Raw genomic sequence first — 16,643 nt, forward strand, 5'->3', positions numbered from 1 at the left:
GGCGTGGGTCACGCCGCCTGCGTCGCCTTTGCCAACGCCTGCACCTTGCCGAGCGCTGCACCGCTGTCGATGCTTTCCCGCGCCAGCGCCGCGCCCTCGCGCAGGTCGGCGGATTTGCCCGCGATGGTCAGCGCGGCGGCGGCGTTCAGCAGAACCGCGTCGCGATAGGCCGATTGCGCACCGTCCAGAAGGGCGCGGAAGGCGCGGCCATTCTCCTCGGGCGTGCCGCCGACGATCTCCTCGAAGGGGTGCACGGACAGGCCTGCATCCTCGGGGTGCAGTTCGGCCTCTCGGATGCTGCCGTCCTCTTCCAGCGCCGCAATCCAGCTGACCCCGGTGATGGTCAGCTCGTCCGTGCCGTCCGACCCATGCACCAGCCAGGCGCGCTCGCTGCCAAGCTGGCCCAGGGTTTCGGCCATCGGGCGGATCAGCTCGCGGGTAAAGGCCCCGGTCAACTGGCGCTTGACGCCCGCCGGGTTGGTCAGTGGCCCGAGGATGTTGAAGATCGTGCGCGTGCCCAGTTCTGTCCGGACCGGCCCGACATGGGCCATCGCCGGGTGATGCATGGGCGCCATCATGAAACAGATCCCGACCTCGGCCAGCGCCTTTTCGACCTTGTCGGCGGGGATCATGACCTCGATCCCCATCTGTCCCAGCGCATCCGCCGCGCCGGACTTGGACGAGAGGTTGCGGTTGCCGTGTTTCGCGACCGGCACACCTGCACCGGCCACGACAAAGGCGGTGGCGGTCGAGATGTTCAGCGTGCCCTTGCCGTCACCGCCGGTACCGACGATGTCCATCGCGCCCGTGGGCGCGGCAACCTTGTTGCACTTGGCGCGCATGACGGCGGCGGCGGCAGCGTATTCGTCCACCGTTTCGCCGCGCGTGCGCAGCGCCATCAGCAACCCGCCGATCTGGGCGGGGGTGGCTTGTCCGTCAAACAGGATCTGAAAGGCGGTCTCGGCCTCGGCGCGGGTCAGGGGGCGGTCGGCAGAGGTGCCGATGAGGGGGCGAAGATCGTCGCTCATGCCGGCACCTTCATCGCGTCGAGGAAGTTGCGGAGCATGGCATGGCCATGTTCCGAGGCGATGGATTCGGGGTGGAACTGCACGCCGTGAATGGGCAGCTCGCGGTGCATCAGGCCCATGATGGTGCCATCGGCCAGTTCCGCCGTCACCTTGAGGCTGTCGGGCAGGTCGGCTCGACGCACCACCAGGCTGTGATAACGGGTGGCTTTCAGCGGCGAGGGCAGGCCCGCAAACACGCTTTCGCCCTGGTGATGGATTTCGCCCATCTTGCCATGCACGATCTCGTCATGGCGCACGACCGTGCCGCCAAAGGCCTGACCGATGGTCTGATGCCCAAGGCAAACGCCCAGCAGAGGCATGCGAACCTCGGCGGCGGCCTGGGTCAGGGCAAGGCAGATGCCCGCCTGGTCGGGGTCGCAGGGGCCGGGGGACAGCACGATGCCCTCGGGTTTCAGCGCCATCGCCTCTTGCACGTTCAGGGCGTCGTTGCGCCAGACCTGTACCTCTGCGCCCAGCTCGCCCAGGAAATGGACGAGGTTGTATGTGAAACTGTCGTAATTATCGATCAGGAGCAGCATGGCGCGGGTCGCCTTTGGACTAACGTTTACAGGTCTATAGAGCGGGGACGTGATCGGGGGCTGGCGGCCCGGGGCCACGTCGCGGTATACATGCGCAGGCCCTCCCGGTGGCGTCAAGCCCGCCGGGGGGACCGGACTGCAGGACAAAGGCGCCGGGACAGGCGCGCAAGAGGTCGGAGAGAGCAGCATGGCACGGGGTTTTCTGTCTGGGGCGATCTGGGGCGCGGTCTTTTCCGGGGCCGGGCTGGCGGCGGTATCGCTGAACACGCCATTGCCCGAAAGCCCGGCCATCGTGCCGCCACCGGGCGGGGCGGTGGACAGCAGCCTGCTGGACAAGACACCCGATGCGGAACCGGATGCAGGACCCGACGGCAAGCCGGTGGCCCAGCCCGATCCGGACATTGAGACAGTGGATGACCCGGCCCCCGATGCCTCGGCGCCGCGCGTGGTCGAGACACCCGAGGCGGGCGATGTCGCCGACCCGAAACCGGACCTGTCAGAGCCGGGACGCCGCCCGGTGCCCGAAAGCGGCGTCGACCGGCCTGCTGCGCCGGCTGGGGCACCAGCCGCGCCCTCGGGGCCCGTGGCGGTAGGGGCGGATACCGCGCCACCCGCGGCCCCCCGGGTCGGCGGGGCGCCGGATGCGCCAGAGGGCGCTGCGCCCGCGCCGGATGGGGCGGCGCCGGTTTCCGTCGGGCGTGACGCGCCGGTCAAACCGGGGGCAAAGACCTCGGCCCCCGGCGCACCCCGTCCCGAAGCCCAACCGATCATCGTCACCGGCCCGGCCCAGCCGCCGGCCCCTGTCGTACCCGGTGGCGACAGCGCACTGGTCACCGAACGGGTGGACGGGCCCGATGCGGCCGACGCCGCACCGGTGGACCCGGCGGCGGTCGATCCTGCACCCGAGGCGCCCGAACCCGCCGCTGCCCCGGATCCGGACGCGCCCGCGTCAGAACTCGATGCGCCGCGCGCGGCCACCCTTGCTCCGGATCCGGCGCTGGAACCCGTGCTGGAAAAGACGGAACCCGCGCCAGAGCCCACGGGACCGGCCATCGGCAAACCCGCGCGCTCGCTTGTGGATCGCGCAACGCCTGCCGCCCCTGTTCCAACCCCCGAGCCAGAAGACACCGAACCCGCCGCGCCGCCCTCTGCGCTGGCAGCCCTGCCTGCGGACAGCCCGCTGGTGCGGTTCGCCGCCCCGGTCGAGGTGGCCAGCGATGTGCCGCGCATGGCCATCGTGCTGATCGACGACGGCAGTGGCCCGCTTGGCCCCTCCGGGCTGGAGGCTTTCCCCTTTCCGGTGAGCTTTGCCATTTCTCCCAACCATCCGGACGCCGCCGCGGCGGCCCGGGGGTATCGGGACCTGGGATTCGAGGTGCTGGTGCTGGGGGACATGCCCGACGGTGCCCAGGCCGCCGATGTCGAGGTCGCGATGGAGGGGCTGATGCGGGCGGTGCCGGATGTCGTGGCCGTGCTTGAGGACCCGGATGGCGACCTGCAGGAGACCCGCGATGTGTCGAGTCAGGTTGCGGCCTTTCTTGCGGATAGCGGGCATGGGTTGATCACCCAGCCCAAGGGGCTGAACACGGCGCAGAAACTGGCGCTGAAGGACGGCGTGCCCTCCGTCACGCTGTTCCGCGATTTCGATGGCGAGGGACAGGACGCGACGATGATCCGCCGCACCCTGGACCAGGCAGCCTTTCGCGCCCGGCAAGAAGGCGGGGTGGTCATGATGGGGCGGCTGCGCGCCGACACGATCTCTGCGCTGGTGCTCTGGGGGTTGCAGGATCGCAGCGGCACGATCGCGCTGGTTCCCACCTCACTCGTACTGGCCGAGTCGCTGGCGGCGGAGTAAGGGTCAGGCGGTGGCCGGTGCGTCGGCCCAGCCCTCCAGCACGCGCGCCAGGTCGCCGTAACCCGTATAGCGCCGCTCAAAGGCAAGGCCCATCCGTTCGGCGCAGGCTTCGGCTCGGGCGGTCAGCTCGGCATCCTCGGTCTGGGCGAGGTAGACCAGTTTCTCGTAATTGCCGAAATACATCTCGCGCAGCTGCGGATGGCGGTCCAGTCCCAGCGGTTTCCAGACGAAGGCATCGAACTGGCGGCAAAGGAAATCCGTGAGGTAGAAGGCGGTGACCTCGTCGCGGGCCTCGAAGGCCGCAAGCCCGTCGAAGAAGGCATAGCAATGCGGGCCGGGGACCATCTCGACCCCCATCTTGTCGCAGGCGGCCTGCAACAGCCCACCGGTGCCGCAATCGGCGTAAACAACACAGATACGCGCGTAATTGGGGCGGTGCTTGTCGACCGCAGCGCGCACGGCATCTGTGATCTTTTCCGGGTGGTTGTGCAAAATTGCGGGCAGGCAGGCGAGGTCCATATGCTCCCAGCCATTCAGCCGGATCAGTGCCAGGATCTCTCGGGCGAGCGCACCGCAGGCCAGCAGAAGGATGCGACCCTCGCCATCGGGGCGCAACCCGTCCTCTGTCAGGGCACGGTCGGAAAGCGCGTCAGGTGCGGCTGTCGTCATAGGGGACATGGGCAAGCGCCCAGCGGGCCAGTAGTGCAAGCGCCAGCAGGACCGGCACCACCGTCAGAACCCCGAAAGAAGACACCGCCCAGACCGTCAGACCAGCCGCCACGATCACGGCGCATACAAGCAGGGCAAAGGATGTCACGGGCATTGGGCTCTCCTTCCTTACTGTTTAATATGGGCCAAAGGTTACGAAAGAAAAACCCCATTCGCGCTTTTGAGGCATCAATACGCGCGGTGGTGCTTACTGCGACAGCTTGACCGCCGTGCCATAAGCGACGATCTCGGAGGCGCCTTTCGCGATGGCAGAGGTCTGCATCCGCATGGAAACGATCGCATCGGCGCCAAGCGCCTCGGCCTCGGCGGCCATGCGGTCCAGCGCCTGTTCCCGGGCGCCCGCCATCAGCGAGGAATAGCCCGTCAACTCTCCGCCGACGAGCATCTTGAGCGCGGCGACGATGTCCGTGCCCAGGTGTTTTGCCCGCACGGTGGCGCCGCGCACGAGACCAAGCGAGGCGGTGATTTCGCGCCCGGCGACCTGTTCGGTGGTGACGATCAGCATCAGTGTTTCATCCCGTCGTAATGGTCGTCTTCGGCATTGCCGACCCGTTCGGCGATGACCCGGTAGAGGATATAGCCCACCAGCGCCGCGGGCAGCAGCGCCAGCCATGCGAAGGGAACGCTGAACGAGGCCAGAAGCATCATCCCGAGCCAGAAGGTCACGGCGCTGCCGGCCAGGACGCAGACGATGATCAGTACGAGTCTGTCGAGTTTCATGGCACTCCCCTCTGCATCCATTCTGACCGCAGGGGGCGCAAAAGAAAAGAGGCGGGACCCGGGCCCCGCCTCATCGACCGGCAGCTATGTCAGCCGGCCGCCATCTGGTTGTGCTTGCGCGAGATGAATTCCTTGGCGGTTTCGACCGCCACGGCCGCGTCGCGGCAATAGGCGTCGGCGCCGATCGCCTTGCCGAATTCCTCGTTCAGCGGGGCGCCGCCGACCAGCACGACATAGTCGTCGCGGATGCCCTGTTCGACCATCGCGTCGATCACCACCTTCATGTAGGGCATGGTGGTGGTCAGCAGGGCGGACATGCCGAGGATGTCGGCCTCTTCCTTCTGGATCGCCTCGATGTAGTTTTCGACCGGGTTGTTGATGCCCAGATCGACCACCTCGAAGCCGGCGCCTTCCATCATCATGGACACCAGGTTCTTGCCGATGTCGTGGATGTCGCCCTTGACGGTGCCGATAACCATCTTGCCCTGCTTGGGCGCGCCGGTTTCGGCCAGCAGCGGTTTCAGGATGGCCATGCCGCCCTTCATCGCGTTTGCGGCCAGCAGAACCTCGGGGACGAACAGGATGCCGTCGCGGAAGTCGTGGCCGACGATGGTCATGCCGCCCACCAGTGCCTTGGTCAGGATGTCGTAGGGGGCCCAGCCGCGCTCGAGCAGGATGTTCACGCCTTCTTCGATCTCTTCCTTGAGACCGTCGTAGAGGTCGTCGAACATCTGCTGGACGAGTTCCTCGTCATCGAGTTCGGAGAGGATGATGTCGTCTTCTTCATCGGACATGGCGCGGTTCCCTTGGCTTGGCATGGCATCGCATGCCGTCGTTTGAACGACTATTCGTCGTTTTCTGCAGATTTCAATTGGCGGATTGCGACATTGGGTAAAGCTGGACCGACCTGCGACACCCTAGTGCCGCGAATCTTGCCAGTGTTCCCGTTGTGTTCTAACTTGTCGGCATGAAACCCCCATCCCGCCCTGTCGATCCCGAACGCGCCCGCGGCCGCGCCGCGACGAGTCGCGACTGCGGCCGCTACGAACGGCTGCGACGAGAGGATGCGCATGATGGATGGGAGCTGCCGGAAGAGGGCGGGGTGTTCCGGACCGAGGTCAGCGAGGAAGTGCCGCGCAAGGTGATCACCTACGTCCGGTCGCCGGACCTGCCCTTCGACAGGTCGCTGAACCCGTACCGGGGCTGCGAACACGGTTGCATCTACTGTTTCGCGCGGCCAACCCATGCCTGGCTGGGCCTGTCGCCCGGCCTGGATTTCGAAACGCGGCTGGTGGCGCGGCCTGCCGCGCCCGAGGTGCTGGCCCGCGAACTGCGAAGCAGGCGCTACCAGGTTGCGCCGCTGGCCATCGGCACCAACACCGATCCCTACCAGCCGGTCGAGCGTGACCGGGGCATCATGCGTGCCTGCCTTGAGGTGCTGCGCGATTTCCGGCACCCGGTGGCCATCGTGACCAAGGGTGCGCTGATCGAACGCGACATCGACATCCTGTCGGAAATGGCGGCGCAGGGACTGGCGCGGGTGGGCATATCCGTGACCACGCTGGACCCGGTCCTGTCGCGCCGGATGGAACCGCGCGCGCCCGGGCCGCAGCGCCGCTTGCAGGTGATTCGACGGCTGACAGAGGCGGGTATCCCGGTGCGCATCATGGCCTCGCCCATGATCCCCGCGCTGACCGACCCGGAACTCGAGTCGATCCTCGAAGCCGGGGCAGAGGCGGGCGCGGATGCGGCCAGCTGGATCATGCTGCGTCTGCCGCTGGAGGTTGCCGACCTCTGGCAGGATTGGTTGCATCAACACTATCCCGACCGGGCCGGGCGCATCATGGGCCACCTGCGCGACATGCACGGCGGTGAGGTCTATTCCTCGAAATGGTTTTCCCGCATGCGCGGCGAGGGACCCTATGCCGACCTGGTGGCCGCCCGTTTCCGGCGCGCCGCGCGGGCGCTGGGGCTGGACCGCGACCAGCCCGCGCTGCGCCGCGATCTCTTTGCCCCGCCTGCACGATTGGGCGACCAACTGAGCCTGTTCTAGCCGGCGGTTGTCGGGTCGATGCGGGTCTTGATCTCGGTAATCGTGTCGGCAGGAAAGCCGCTCAACTGTGCGTGTTCGCGGATCGCATCCTCGTCCTCTGCCAGGTAGACGCAGAAGGTCTTGTCGCCGGCGACATAGGAATGGTTCCACTGCACCCGAGGCGACAGTTTCGCCAGGGCGGCATTCGATGCGCTGGCCGCGCCGCACAGTTCGTCCTGCGTCATGGACCCGGCGCCGGGAATGTTGCGTTCGATCACATAGGTCTTCATCTGGGCCTCCCTGGTGGACAAGACTTTGTTGTCTCATCCCCAGTAGAGCGCAGTTCTGTCCTGCGATCATATGAGTTATTCTATCCGACGGGTAACAGAATGTTGTCGAGGGAGCATGCCGCTTTCGCATCTCAATGCGTGGCGGGCGGTGGATGCCGTTCTGAGCGAAGGCTCGGTGGCGCGCGCAGCCGGAGAGCTGGGCGTGACGCAGGCCGCCGTCAGCGCGCAGATACGCCGGCTGGAAGAACGGCTGGGCCGGACGCTGTTCCGGCGCACCCCCGGAGGCTTGGAACCGGTCGAGGATCTGGCTGGGATGGCCCATTCGCTGCGCAGCGGGTTCGTGAGCATCGCCTCGGTCCAGGACGCGCTCTGTTCGGGGCAGGTCGAGCGGCGCGTGGCGCTGACCGTCACCCAGACCTTCGCGGAAAGCTGGCTGCCCCATCATCTGCCGGATCTTTTTGCCCAGGTCGGTGCCGTGGACCTGCGCATCGACACGAGCTGGGAGGTGGTGGACCTGGCCAGTTCCGATGTGCATTTCGCCATCCGCTTCATGGCGCCGCCCGGCCCCGGCTACGGTGCGGTCGACCTGTTGCCCAGTGGGGTGGTGCCGGTCTGCACGCCGGATTTCGCCCGCCGCTACGAACTGTCCCCCGGCCAGACGGATCTTGGCGCCGTGCCGATCGCCCATATCGATGTGCCCACCTCGGACGCGGCCTGGCTGGATTGGCAGGGCTGGAGCCGTGCCACCGGCATCGACATATCCAGCGCCAGCGGCGGGCCGCAGTTCGCGTTGCAGGGCAGCGGAGCAAGGATTGCCCGGGCCGGGATCGGCCTGGTGCTTGGCGGGTTGTCCGACGTCGTGCATTCCGTGGAAAGCGGCGCCCTGATCATGCCTTTCGGAGCGGAATCCGTTGTCCCGGCGCAGTACTGGCACAGGCTGTTGTGGTACGAAAAGCGCCCGCTGGGTCCGTTTCAGCGCAAGTTCCGGGACTGGATCAGCGCCCGTGCCGCCGATGACCGTGACAGGATGCGCGTGCTGTTCGGTGTCTGACCGGGTCCTAGCCGTTGTCGACGACCAGCCGGACCATGCCATAGCGGCCCAGGGTCTGGGCTGTGTCGCGTTCAGGTTCGGCGTCGAATGCTGCATCGTGCAGGCCCAGCTCATCCATTGCGACACGCCGTGCAACGCGCAGTGTTGCCCTTGTCGCTTGTCCGCCATTGACCTGTAGATACCTTTCAAGATCGCTCAGAACATCCGCGACCCATCTGTGATCCGCCATGATTTACCCCTTACCTGCCAACCGAATCCCATCCGGGTCGGCGGGACGAAGGTAGGGCATGGGAATTAACCAGACCTTGATCCGGATCGAAGTGGCGGACGCGAAATCCGCCACTGTCCGGTCAGCCGCGCCGACGCCGTCCCCGGCGCTCGCGGGTGGGGCCGTCGTCGCCCGTGCCGTCGCTGTCGGATGAGAAACCGCCCAGCATGCCGGTGATCTGTTCCAGCGTCGGGCGCGGGCCCTTTTCGCGGGTTTCCAGGGCCGCGCGCATGGCCTTGAGGTGTTCGGGCATCGTACCGCAGCAGCCGCCGATGATCCGGGCACCGGAATCGCGCGCCATGACCGCGTACTCGGCCATCAGCTCGGGCGTGCCGTCATAGTGGATGTGACCGTCGACGTATTTCGGAATGCCGGCGTTGCCCTTGGCGATGATCGGGCGTTCCGTGCCCTGTGCGGCGAAGCCCAGCACCGTGCGCAAGAGGTCAGACGCGCCGACGCCGCAGTTGGCCCCGAAGCCCAGCGGCGGGTTCGGCAGGCCCTCGACCATCTTGACCATGTCGGCCGAGGTCATGCCCATCATCGTGCGCCCCGCGGTGTCGAAACTCATGGTGCCACACCAGGGCATGCCCACGTTGGTAAAGGCCTCTGCGGCGGCCTTGTATTCCTCGGGGGCCGAGATCGTCTCGACCCAGAGTACATCCGCGCCGCCGTCCTTGAGGCCAGCGGCGGTTTCCTCGAACATCTCGACCGCGCGTTCGTGGGTCAGGTTTCCGGCCTCGCCCATGATCTCGCCCGTCGGACCGACAGAGCCCGCGACGATCACCTCGCGGCCCGAGGCATCGGCAATCTCGCGGCCCAGTTCGGCCGCAAGTTTCGACAGTTCATAGGCGCGGTGCCCGGCCTCGTGCAGCTTCAGCCGCGAGGCATTGGCGCCGAAGCTGTTGGTCAGGAAAAGATCCGATCCCGCCTCGACCGCGCCGCGGTAAAGCGCGCGGATCTTGTCCGGTTCATCCTCGTTCCAGAATTCGGGGGCATCCCCGGACTGCAGACCCATGTTGAAGAGGTTGGTACCCGTCGCCCCGTCCGCCAGCAGCCAGTCGCGCTGTGCCAGGGCCCGGGAAAGTGCGTCGCTCATCGTTCTTGCCTTTTCCGGACGTCGTTGATTTGCGTGTTTCACATCTGCCCACTGGAGGCAAATTCATAATCATCATCATTGTCATGAGGGTTGTTTGCCGCTCCAAGGGGCAGATGTCGGCCCGATCAGATCAGCAGGACCTCGGGCAGTTGGTTTTCCAGACCCATCGCGCGGCCCAGCGACCAGGCCCCGGCGCGCAGGATGTTGACGCCCCAGGCCGCAACCTCCCGCGCCAGAAAGAGGGCCCGGTGGGGCAGGCGCCGGCCGGGTTCTGGGCTGGCGCAGATCGCCGCGGGCCGCCCGGCCCAGAAGAAAGAAGCCTTGGCACGCCAGGCGTGAAATGCCTCTGTCACCACGATCAGGTCGGCGTCGGGTGGTAGGGACGGGCGCGAGAACAGGGCGTTCTGCAAGGTCGACAGAGAACGGGATTCCAGGCTGAGGGCCGTATCTGGCAGGCCTTTTTCCCGGGCAAGGCGGGCCAGCAGGGTGGCATTGCTGCTGCGGCCATCGGGTCCGCCGCCGGTCAGGTGCAGGTGCTTGACAAGCCCGCGCTGGTAGAGGCGCACCGCTGAATGGACGCGGCCTGTTTCCGCGTCCTGCACTGCCTTGCGCTGTTCGTCGCCGCCGCCGAGGACAACTGCGATGTCATACGAACGGTCGACGCTGCTGCAGGCCGGGGTCAGCAGCAGCGAGCCCAGTGTCAGCGCCACGCAGGCAAGGGTATAGATGACCGCCGCGCGGACCAGCCAACGCAGCAGTCGTGTCATTCCCACTCGATCGTGCCCGGGGGTTTCGAGGTGATGTCATAGGTGCAGCGGTTGATGCCCTTGACCTCGTTAATGATCCGGGTGGCGGTTTCGCCCAGGAACTCATGGCTGAACGGGTAGTAATCCGCCGTCATTCCGTCAACCGATGTGACCGCGCGCAGGGCGCAGGCATAGTCATAGGTGCGCCCATCGCCCATCACGCCCACGGTGCGGACAGGCAGGATCGCCACGAAGGCCTGCCAGATCTCGTCGTAAAGGCCGTGCTTGCGGATCTGGTCGATATAGATCGCATCCGCCTTGCGCAGGATCTCCAGCTTTTCGCGGGTGATCTCTCCGGGGCAGCGGATCGCCAGACCGGGGCCGGGGAAGGGGTGGCGGCCGATGAAAGAGGCGGGCAGGCCCAGCTCATGCCCCAGCGCGCGGACCTCGTCCTTGAACAGTTCGCGCAGCGGTTCGACCAGTTTCAGCCCCATCTTTTCCGGCAGGCCACCGACGTTGTGGTGCGATTTGATCGTCACGGAGGGGCCGCCGCTGAACGACACGCTTTCGATCACGTCCGGATACAGCGTGCCCTGCGCCAGGTACTCGGCGCCGTCGATCTGGTCGGCGTATTTCTGGAACACGTCGATAAAGAGCTTGCCGATGGTCTTGCGCTTGACCTCGGGGTCGCTGACGCCCTCCAGCTCACCAAGGAACAGGTCCTGTTCCTGCGCGTGGATCACCTGCAGGTTCATGTGGTCGCGGAACATGCCCACGACTTCCTCTGCCTCGTGCAGGCGCAGCAACCCGTGGTCGACAAAGACGCAGGTCAGCTGTTCGCCAATCGCCTCGTGCAGCAGCGCCGCCGCGACCGAACTGTCGACACCGCCCGAAAGCGCGCAGATCACCTTGGCGTCGCCCACCTGTTCGCGGATCTTGGCGATGGCTTCTTCGCGGTAGGCGCCCATCGTCCAGTCGCCCTTGAACCCGGCGGCGCGCACGAAATTCTCGTACAGCGTCTTGCCGTTGGGCGTGTGGTGCACCTCGGGGTGGAACTGCACCGCGTAGAAATTGCGCGCGACATCCGCCGTGATCGCAAAGGGCGCCCCCGGCGAGGTGCCGTAGACCGCAAAGCCCGGCGCGATTTCCGAGACGTGGTCTCCGTGGCTCATCCAGACCTGCTCGCGGCCCGACCCATCCATGAACCAGCCGTTCAACATATCGATCCGGGTTTCGCCGGGAACGACATAGGCGCGACCGAACTCGGCGGTGCCTTCGCCGGCCACGACCTTGCCGCCAAGGTCCTGCATCATGACCTGCTGGCCATAACAGATGCCCAGGATCGGCACGCCCAGGTCATAGACGCCTTTCGGCGGGCGTGGGCTGCCCTCTCGGGTCACCGAATCGGGCCCGCCCGAGAAGATCACCGCTTTCGGCGCGAAGTCGGCCAGGAAGGCCTCGGTGACGTTCTGGTAAGGGTGGATTTCGCAATAGACATTCAGCTCACGCAGGCGGCGCGCGATCAGCTGCGTCACCTGGCTGCCAAAGTCGATGATGAGGAGGCGGTCGTGCTGGGTCTCGGTCATGCCTTCCATTAGGCAGGGCCGCGGAAAAGTGCAATCGCGCTGTCAGCCTTCGGCCAGAAAGGCCTCTGTCCGGGTAAGGACCTGTTCCCACGCCGGGTCCTGCGGCAAGAGCATGTGACTGCGGCTGTCCAGCCGGACGAATTGCGCCCCTTTCAGATGCGCGGCCAGTTTTAAGCCCTGGCTGAGGGGGTGGATGGCATCCTGTTCGGCATGAAAGATCAGCGCGGGGACGTCGACGCGGGACAGGTCCTCGGTCACGTCGAAACGGTCGATGACCTGGCGCAGGGTGACGGCGGTCTCGGGGCTGGCGCTGGACAGTTGCATCCGCACCAGTTCGTCACGCTGTTCACGCGTGGCGTCCGGTGCGAAGAGCGTGGAAAAGGCCTGCATGAAAGGGCTGTCGGCCTTGCCCCAGCCTGCCCGGATCATGGCGAGGATGGTCTCTTCGTCCACGTCTTCGGTCCCGGCGGCGCGGTGCACGCGGCCCTGAACGTAGCCGCCGACGATCACCATGCGCCGCACCCTGTCGGGCCAGCGCGCGGCGAAGCGGATGGCAACCGGCGCGGCCTGCGAGGCGGCGAAGAGGTCGAAATGGTCGAACCCGGCGGCATCGGCCACCGCCGCCATGTCCTCGGCAAAGACGTCGATGCCGGTCAGCGGCGCATCCCGCGCCGACAGTCCTGTGCCGCGCAGGTCATACCGCAAAAGCTGGTGACGCTGTGACAGACGGTCGATCAGCGGTCCCCAGACGGTGCCGCCCCGGTCCAGTTCGAGGTGCGACAGCCAATGCCCGATTCGCATCAGGGGCGGGCCGTCGCCGGTCAGGCTCCAGGCGATGGCGCTGCCGTCCTGCGACAGGGCATAGGCGACCTCGGTCGGGGTGGTCGTGGGGGGATCCGCGGCCAAGGGGACGTCCCGCAATTCGGCCACAAAGGACAGGCCGCGCCGTGGTATCGTGCGCAGAACGCCCTGTTCCTTGCCGGAATCGCCCACGGCTGCCCGCGCTGCGCTGATCCGTGCCGCGATGGTCGCATCCGAGACGGCAAGGCCTTTCCAGACCACCTCGACCAGCTCGTCCTTGGGCACCACTCTTCCGCCGGACTGTGCCATATGCGCCAGCAGGTCAAAGACCTGCGGCTCCAGGTGCACTTCCTGCGTGCCCCGGACCAATGTCCGGCGGTCAAGGTCGAGCGCGCAGTTGTTGAATCTCAGGATCATGCGACCAGTTTCCGGCAATCCCGGCGCCATTGGCAAAGGTTTTCGCAAGGGCAGGGGGAATGACAAGGATTTCACAAGACAAGGACAAGACCGTCTTCAAGCGCGGCGGGCCGTGATCAGGTCAGATGAGGTCATGCCATCCCAGACCCGGAGACAGACAATGACCCAGCAGGACACCAAGATCCGCACCCGCCCCGACGGTTCCATCGACACGGCCTATTACATGGCGCGCGGTCGCCACATGCGCTCGCAGGCGGCCCATGCCATGTTTTCGCCTGAACCCGCCAAACCCCACCGTCGCCGTGGCTTTGCCCGGTTGTTTGGTGGTGTCCCGGCCTGACGCGCCCGGCCAGCCGTCAGGCCCGGCCCCGCGTGCCGAAAAGGGGATGTCCCTTCTCCGGTGCGTGGGGCACCTTGTTCAGCCCATCGAATGAGATTTGACGCGCCCGCGCTGCCGGCCCCGCTTCACGTCCGACTGCCAGGACCAAAGCGCCATGCCCGCCGCTGCGGCGACATAAAGGACGCCGGCCACGATCAGGACCTCACCCGCCACGGGCCCGACATCGGCGCGAGACACCGCCTCGTCCCAGGTTTTCACCGGAGTCGGATGCACCGCCAGTTTCCCGGCAAAGGCCAGTGACTGGATCAGCAGGATCCACAGGTAGTTCGAGCGGATTCGGCGTCCCACGGCGGTCATCAACGTGACGTGATAGGTGGGCCGCAGGTAGTCGGCGGCCAGCGTCTTCTGCCAGTTTTCTTCCAGGTGCAGGTCGCCATCGTCCAGCATGGGGGCGTAGAAATGCTGTTCCATCCAGCGGCAGCGCGCGCGCCAGACGTTGAAGTAGCGGTAGCGCCGCGCCTCCAGCATCAGGAACAGCAGGATCAGGACACCCACCAGCACCAGCGGCAGGGGTGAGGCCCCCGGTGCCGAGAAAGAGATCGACAGCGCGACGCCCAGCGTCACCACCGCCCAGTTGGTTGTCGTGTCCAGCCGGGTGCGCCAGATCGTGCTGCGATAGACCTCGCCCCGGTAAAGATGGGCAACTGCGGTGATCTCGGATGAACTCAGCGTCTTGCGCTCCAGCTCGGGCGCCTCTGCTGCGGCCTCTCCTCCCATGATGCCGGATTCCTTTCCTTTTTCGTTCACTCTGCCGCGTCTCTGCGCAGAGGTCAAAGTCGCATCGCCGTTTCGCCGCTTGACCCCGGCTCGGTGGTCTGGCTCCTCTGGGGCAACCGACGGGATGGAGGGCACATGCAGGTATTGACGGAATTCGGCCTGGGCACCTCGCTCAGGCGGGGCGATTACACCGAGGCCTCGGCCCGGGCGCTGCGCGATCTGTTGTGGAAGGCCTCGATCAACGCCGCCGAATGGCTGGGTCGCGAGAAGTCAGAGATGCGGTTGGCGGTGCGCGTGGCGGTACAACAGCCCGACCTCGTGGACCGGGCCGAACTGCAAAAGGTCTTTCCCTACGGCGAGGCGCAGATCGAGGTGGTCTTTGGCGGACTGGACGTGCCGCGCCCCGAAGGACAGGGCAATCCCACCGTCATGGCGCTGGCCGCGCTGACCCTCTCCTTTGCGGAGGTGGCACCATGAGACAGCGATTGATCGTGCAGATGGGCATGGGCGTGGGCGAATCCGCCGGACTGGCCGCAGAGCGCGCCATCGCCTCGGCGCAGGCGCGTGCGGTCCTGCATGTGGATGTGGATTGCGCGGTGCATGTCACCCTGGGTGTGCCCGAGGCAGCGGAGCTGGACACCAGCGGGGTGAACCGGGCCTTCGGCGCCGCTGAGGTCGAGGTGCGCGTGGTGCCCGGCGGAATGTCCGTGCCGCAACCGGGGGGCGCCGCGCTGGTCATGGTCAGCGCGGCGATCGAGGTCTTTCCGCTGGGGCCGGCGGCCTGACAGCAGGTGACCCGGTCTACCAGCGGTAGGTCAGGCCCAGGGCGATCTCGTTCTGGGACATGCGGGCGCGGACCTCTTGCGGCACGCCGGTCAGCGCCGGGTTGGTGCCCTTGATGCTGTTGTCAAAGGCATGTGTCCAGGACCCGGTGACGCCCCAGCGGTCGTTGAACCGGTACGAGGCGCCCAGCGAGGCATGCCATTGCGGCGTGGCCGGGGTCAGGCTGTTCATGACCGCGTTCTTGCCTTCGGCGAAGGCGCTGGCATGGCTGATCCCGCCGCGAAAGGTCCATGTCTCATTGTGCCGATAGATGGCAGCGACGCGCCAGATGTCCATGTCCGTCCAGCCGAATCCGATCCCGTTGTCGGCCCCTAGCGGCCCTTGCGGCGGTGCATTCGGGTTCGAGATGGCCGGAATGTCGCCGTAGAAAATGCGCTGATACTCGCCCGTAAAAGTCCATTTCGGCGCGGTTTGCGGCGTGTAGGCCAGGCCGATGGTGGCCGAGGCAGGGATGTCGAAACCGCCTTGTTCGGCGAAAAGTCCAGCATACTTGTCGAACTTCTGCATCTCGATTCGCGTCCGGTAGGAGGCGCCGAACGCCAGCCCGTTGCCCGGTTCCCAGAGGATGCCCAGGTTCGCGCCCCATCCGTGGGACCAGTCGTCGCCTCGGTTGGTGACATTGCCCGGCGCGGTCGACATGAAGGAAAACGCCTCCAGCCCCGTGGCACTGAACCGCTGCACCGCCAGGATCGGCGAGACGCCAACCGTCACCTGGTCGGACAGTTTGTAGGACAGGTTGAGGCTGATGAAGGCCTGTTCGAGGTTTACCCCCAGCGGTTCGGATCCGGCGCCGAACCCGGCAAAGAAGTTTGTCCCGTACTCGGTGTTCATCCCCCCGTTCCCAAACAGAAATGCGCCGAAGGTCAGTCGGTCGTTCAGCACCCAGTTTGCGCCGCCGCAGGGGATCAGGAAATAGTCGTTTCGGCTTTTGTGGGTGCCGGGGGTCAGTGGGCCGCCCGGCGCGATCTCGACCGAGCGGTCGGGTAGAAAGCTTGTCAGGCATAGACCGGCCATGTTGCCGACCTTGTGGCCCATCGCAGGGTTCTGCGCCAGGCCAAGGACGCCCGAAGGCACCGCGACACCAGCCCCGGCCATCCCTTTGGAGGCGCCTCCGAATCCGTTTGCGAAATAGCCGTTCGTGGCTTCTGCCGGGCCTGTGCCCAACCCGCAGAGAACCAGTGCGCCGGCCGTGAGGCCGCGCAGTTTCATGAGCACCATCCCGGGTGTCCCTCCCTTGTCAGCGACCGCTGTCCGGCCTGCTTTGGATTTGGTTTGTCCGCCCCGTCGTTGCAGGCCGGATTTTGTATTCCGTAGTTTTGATATTAAGCATTCGGAATGTAACTTGTCACCAAATATTATTCTCCGGGTCATCAAATCGGGATCGTCCCTCCAGCGGTCCGATTCCCGGCGGGCAGGGGCAAGGGGCCGCCCGCATGGCAAAGACCGGTGGAGGAATGTCGCTTTTTCCCCGCACCTGCCGGAAAAG

The 16,643-nt window shown here is 66.1% G+C and carries 21 protein-coding genes; 6 read left to right on the top strand and 15 right to left on the bottom strand.

What is annotated here, in order from left to right; all coding sequences use genetic code 11:
- Nucleotides 1-8: 8 nt before the first annotated feature.
- Together trpD and BLQ71_RS00485 are read right to left on the bottom strand one after the other, a co-directional pair.
- Nucleotides 9-1,028, bottom strand: coding sequence for an anthranilate phosphoribosyltransferase (trpD, locus tag BLQ71_RS00480; RefSeq protein WP_074620332.1), 1,020 nt, complete (start codon nucleotides 1,026-1,028; stop codon nucleotides 9-11).
- A complete protein-coding gene (locus BLQ71_RS00485) occupies nucleotides 1,025-1,606 on the bottom strand; it encodes an anthranilate synthase component II (protein WP_074620333.1) in 582 nt (193 codons plus the stop codon). The genes trpD and BLQ71_RS00485 overlap by 4 nt, the downstream gene beginning before the upstream one ends.
- A gap of 187 nt (nucleotides 1,607-1,793) precedes the next feature.
- On the opposite strand from BLQ71_RS00485, the gene BLQ71_RS00490 reads away from it, so the two are divergent.
- Nucleotides 1,794-3,461, top strand: a complete 1,668-nt coding sequence (locus tag BLQ71_RS00490; protein ID WP_074620334.1) for a divergent polysaccharide deacetylase family protein — start codon at nucleotides 1,794-1,796, stop codon at nucleotides 3,459-3,461.
- Between the two features lie 3 nt (nucleotides 3,462-3,464).
- Here BLQ71_RS00490 and BLQ71_RS00495 read toward each other — a convergent pair whose 3' ends face one another.
- The 5 genes from BLQ71_RS00495 to BLQ71_RS00510 all read right to left on the bottom strand — a co-directional run bounded on the left by BLQ71_RS00495 (nucleotide 3,465) and on the right by BLQ71_RS00510 (nucleotide 5,704).
- Nucleotides 3,465-4,130 carry a DUF1638 domain-containing protein gene (locus BLQ71_RS00495; RefSeq protein WP_074620335.1) on the bottom strand — a complete coding sequence of 222 codons (666 nt, stop codon included), beginning with the start codon at nucleotides 4,128-4,130 and terminating at the stop codon, nucleotides 3,465-3,467.
- Complete coding sequence (locus tag BLQ71_RS26240) at nucleotides 4,111-4,284, bottom strand: hypothetical protein (RefSeq protein WP_162846260.1); 174 nt, start codon at nucleotides 4,282-4,284, stop codon at nucleotides 4,111-4,113. The genes BLQ71_RS00495 and BLQ71_RS26240 overlap by 20 nt, the downstream gene beginning before the upstream one ends.
- 93 nt (nucleotides 4,285-4,377) lie before the next feature.
- Nucleotides 4,378-4,695 carry a YbjQ family protein gene (locus BLQ71_RS00500; protein ID WP_043139820.1) on the bottom strand — a complete coding sequence of 106 codons (318 nt, stop codon included), beginning with the start codon at nucleotides 4,693-4,695 and terminating at the stop codon, nucleotides 4,378-4,380.
- Nucleotides 4,695-4,910 carry a hypothetical protein gene (locus tag BLQ71_RS00505; RefSeq protein WP_069209853.1) on the bottom strand — a complete coding sequence of 72 codons (216 nt, stop codon included), beginning with the start codon at nucleotides 4,908-4,910 and terminating at the stop codon, nucleotides 4,695-4,697. Before BLQ71_RS00505 ends, BLQ71_RS00500 begins: the two co-directional genes overlap by 1 nt.
- An 89-nt stretch (nucleotides 4,911-4,999) precedes the next feature.
- The gene (locus BLQ71_RS00510; protein WP_074620336.1) at nucleotides 5,000-5,704 is read right to left on the bottom strand and encodes a corrinoid protein; all 705 of its coding nucleotides are present in this window, start codon (nucleotides 5,702-5,704) and stop codon (nucleotides 5,000-5,002) included.
- A 173-nt stretch (nucleotides 5,705-5,877) separates the two neighbouring features.
- On the opposite strand from BLQ71_RS00510, the gene BLQ71_RS00515 reads away from it, so the two are divergent.
- Complete coding sequence (locus tag BLQ71_RS00515) at nucleotides 5,878-6,963, top strand: PA0069 family radical SAM protein (protein WP_074620337.1); 1,086 nt, start codon at nucleotides 5,878-5,880, stop codon at nucleotides 6,961-6,963.
- On the opposite strand, the gene BLQ71_RS00520 is transcribed toward BLQ71_RS00515, so the two are convergent.
- The gene (locus tag BLQ71_RS00520) at nucleotides 6,960-7,232 is read right to left on the bottom strand and encodes a DUF4242 domain-containing protein (RefSeq protein ID WP_043139809.1); all 273 of its coding nucleotides are present in this window, start codon (nucleotides 7,230-7,232) and stop codon (nucleotides 6,960-6,962) included. The genes BLQ71_RS00515 and BLQ71_RS00520 overlap by 4 nt on opposite strands.
- A gap of 115 nt (nucleotides 7,233-7,347) precedes the next feature.
- Between BLQ71_RS00520 and BLQ71_RS00525 the strand changes: the two genes are divergently transcribed.
- Complete coding sequence (locus BLQ71_RS00525) at nucleotides 7,348-8,283, top strand: LysR substrate-binding domain-containing protein (RefSeq protein WP_074620338.1); 936 nt, start codon at nucleotides 7,348-7,350, stop codon at nucleotides 8,281-8,283.
- Nucleotides 8,284-8,290: 7 nt separating this feature from the next.
- Here BLQ71_RS00525 and BLQ71_RS25855 read toward each other — a convergent pair whose 3' ends face one another.
- The 5 genes from BLQ71_RS25855 to BLQ71_RS00545 form a co-directional block, all read right to left on the bottom strand.
- Complete coding sequence (locus BLQ71_RS25855) at nucleotides 8,291-8,512, bottom strand: hypothetical protein (RefSeq protein ID WP_133066110.1); 222 nt, start codon at nucleotides 8,510-8,512, stop codon at nucleotides 8,291-8,293.
- A gap of 121 nt (nucleotides 8,513-8,633) precedes the next feature.
- Entirely contained in the window at nucleotides 8,634-9,647 is a 1,014-nt protein-coding gene (gene bmt / locus BLQ71_RS00530; RefSeq protein ID WP_043139807.1) for a betaine--homocysteine S-methyltransferase, read from the bottom strand.
- Between the two features lie 125 nt (nucleotides 9,648-9,772).
- A complete protein-coding gene (locus tag BLQ71_RS00535) occupies nucleotides 9,773-10,414 on the bottom strand; it encodes a YdcF family protein (protein ID WP_074620339.1) in 642 nt (213 codons plus the stop codon).
- Complete coding sequence (guaA, locus tag BLQ71_RS00540; protein ID WP_043140068.1) at nucleotides 10,411-11,979, bottom strand: glutamine-hydrolyzing GMP synthase; 1,569 nt, start codon at nucleotides 11,977-11,979, stop codon at nucleotides 10,411-10,413. The genes BLQ71_RS00535 and guaA overlap by 4 nt, the downstream gene beginning before the upstream one ends.
- A gap of 42 nt (nucleotides 11,980-12,021) precedes the next feature.
- Nucleotides 12,022-13,197, bottom strand: coding sequence for an alpha/beta hydrolase (locus tag BLQ71_RS00545; RefSeq protein ID WP_074620340.1), 1,176 nt, complete (start codon nucleotides 13,195-13,197; stop codon nucleotides 12,022-12,024).
- 160 nt (nucleotides 13,198-13,357) lie between these two features.
- On the opposite strand from BLQ71_RS00545, the gene BLQ71_RS00550 reads away from it, so the two are divergent.
- Nucleotides 13,358-13,537, top strand: coding sequence for a hypothetical protein (locus BLQ71_RS00550; RefSeq protein ID WP_043139801.1), 180 nt, complete (start codon nucleotides 13,358-13,360; stop codon nucleotides 13,535-13,537).
- Between the two features lie 78 nt (nucleotides 13,538-13,615).
- On the opposite strand, the gene BLQ71_RS00555 is transcribed toward BLQ71_RS00550, so the two are convergent.
- Nucleotides 13,616-14,314 carry a DUF2270 domain-containing protein gene (locus BLQ71_RS00555; protein ID WP_052244384.1) on the bottom strand — a complete coding sequence of 233 codons (699 nt, stop codon included), beginning with the start codon at nucleotides 14,312-14,314 and terminating at the stop codon, nucleotides 13,616-13,618.
- Nucleotides 14,315-14,449: 135 nt separating this feature from the next.
- On the opposite strand from BLQ71_RS00555, the gene BLQ71_RS00560 reads away from it, so the two are divergent.
- Together BLQ71_RS00560 and BLQ71_RS00565 are read left to right on the top strand one after the other, a co-directional pair.
- A complete protein-coding gene (locus tag BLQ71_RS00560; protein WP_074620341.1) occupies nucleotides 14,450-14,791 on the top strand; it encodes a Lin0512 family protein in 342 nt (113 codons plus the stop codon).
- A complete protein-coding gene (locus tag BLQ71_RS00565) occupies nucleotides 14,788-15,099 on the top strand; it encodes a Lin0512 family protein (protein WP_083342101.1) in 312 nt (103 codons plus the stop codon). The genes BLQ71_RS00560 and BLQ71_RS00565 overlap by 4 nt, the downstream gene beginning before the upstream one ends.
- A 16-nt stretch (nucleotides 15,100-15,115) precedes the next feature.
- Here BLQ71_RS00565 and BLQ71_RS00570 read toward each other — a convergent pair whose 3' ends face one another.
- A complete protein-coding gene (locus BLQ71_RS00570; RefSeq protein ID WP_074620667.1) occupies nucleotides 15,116-16,366 on the bottom strand; it encodes an OmpP1/FadL family transporter in 1,251 nt (416 codons plus the stop codon).
- Nucleotides 16,367-16,643: the final 277 nt, after the last annotated feature.

The sequence above is a fragment of the Antarctobacter albus genome (assembly GCF_900101505.1).
Lineage (GTDB): Bacteria > Pseudomonadota > Alphaproteobacteria > Rhodobacterales > Rhodobacteraceae > Antarctobacter > Antarctobacter albus.

Excerpts from the sequence above, each read along its gene's own strand:
- BLQ71_RS00505 (WP_069209853.1), bottom strand. The coding sequence starts at position 4,910 with ATGAAACTCGACAGACTCGTACTGATCATCGTCTGCGTCCTGGCCGGC.
- BLQ71_RS00520 (WP_043139809.1), bottom strand. The coding sequence starts at position 7,232 with ATGAAGACCTATGTGATCGAACGCAACATTCCCGGCGCCGGGTCCATG.
- BLQ71_RS00485 (WP_074620333.1), bottom strand. The coding sequence starts at position 1,606 with ATGCTGCTCCTGATCGATAATTACGACAGTTTCACATACAACCTCGTC.
- BLQ71_RS00525 (WP_074620338.1), top strand. The coding sequence starts at position 7,348 with ATGCCGCTTTCGCATCTCAATGCGTGGCGGGCGGTGGATGCCGTTCTG.
- bmt (WP_043139807.1), bottom strand. The coding sequence starts at position 9,647 with ATGAGCGACGCACTTTCCCGGGCCCTGGCACAGCGCGACTGGCTGCTG.
- BLQ71_RS00535 (WP_074620339.1), bottom strand. The coding sequence starts at position 10,414 with ATGACACGACTGCTGCGTTGGCTGGTCCGCGCGGCGGTCATCTATACC.
- BLQ71_RS00570 (WP_074620667.1), bottom strand. The coding sequence starts at position 16,366 with ATGAAACTGCGCGGCCTCACGGCCGGCGCACTGGTTCTCTGCGGGTTG.
- BLQ71_RS00510 (WP_074620336.1), bottom strand. The coding sequence starts at position 5,704 with ATGTCCGATGAAGAAGACGACATCATCCTCTCCGAACTCGATGACGAG.
- BLQ71_RS00550 (WP_043139801.1), top strand. The coding sequence starts at position 13,358 with ATGACCCAGCAGGACACCAAGATCCGCACCCGCCCCGACGGTTCCATC.
- BLQ71_RS00555 (WP_052244384.1), bottom strand. The coding sequence starts at position 14,314 with ATGGGAGGAGAGGCCGCAGCAGAGGCGCCCGAGCTGGAGCGCAAGACG.
- BLQ71_RS26240 (WP_162846260.1), bottom strand. The coding sequence starts at position 4,284 with ATGCCCGTGACATCCTTTGCCCTGCTTGTATGCGCCGTGATCGTGGCG.
- BLQ71_RS00515 (WP_074620337.1), top strand. The coding sequence starts at position 5,878 with ATGAAACCCCCATCCCGCCCTGTCGATCCCGAACGCGCCCGCGGCCGC.
- BLQ71_RS25855 (WP_133066110.1), bottom strand. The coding sequence starts at position 8,512 with ATGGCGGATCACAGATGGGTCGCGGATGTTCTGAGCGATCTTGAAAGG.
- BLQ71_RS00545 (WP_074620340.1), bottom strand. The coding sequence starts at position 13,197 with ATGATCCTGAGATTCAACAACTGCGCGCTCGACCTTGACCGCCGGACA.
- BLQ71_RS00490 (WP_074620334.1), top strand. The coding sequence starts at position 1,794 with ATGGCACGGGGTTTTCTGTCTGGGGCGATCTGGGGCGCGGTCTTTTCC.
- BLQ71_RS00565 (WP_083342101.1), top strand. The coding sequence starts at position 14,788 with ATGAGACAGCGATTGATCGTGCAGATGGGCATGGGCGTGGGCGAATCC.
- guaA (WP_043140068.1), bottom strand. The coding sequence starts at position 11,979 with ATGACCGAGACCCAGCACGACCGCCTCCTCATCATCGACTTTGGCAGC.
- BLQ71_RS00495 (WP_074620335.1), bottom strand. The coding sequence starts at position 4,130 with ATGACGACAGCCGCACCTGACGCGCTTTCCGACCGTGCCCTGACAGAG.
- BLQ71_RS00500 (WP_043139820.1), bottom strand. The coding sequence starts at position 4,695 with ATGCTGATCGTCACCACCGAACAGGTCGCCGGGCGCGAAATCACCGCC.
- trpD (WP_074620332.1), bottom strand. The coding sequence starts at position 1,028 with ATGAGCGACGATCTTCGCCCCCTCATCGGCACCTCTGCCGACCGCCCC.
- BLQ71_RS00560 (WP_074620341.1), top strand. The coding sequence starts at position 14,450 with ATGCAGGTATTGACGGAATTCGGCCTGGGCACCTCGCTCAGGCGGGGC.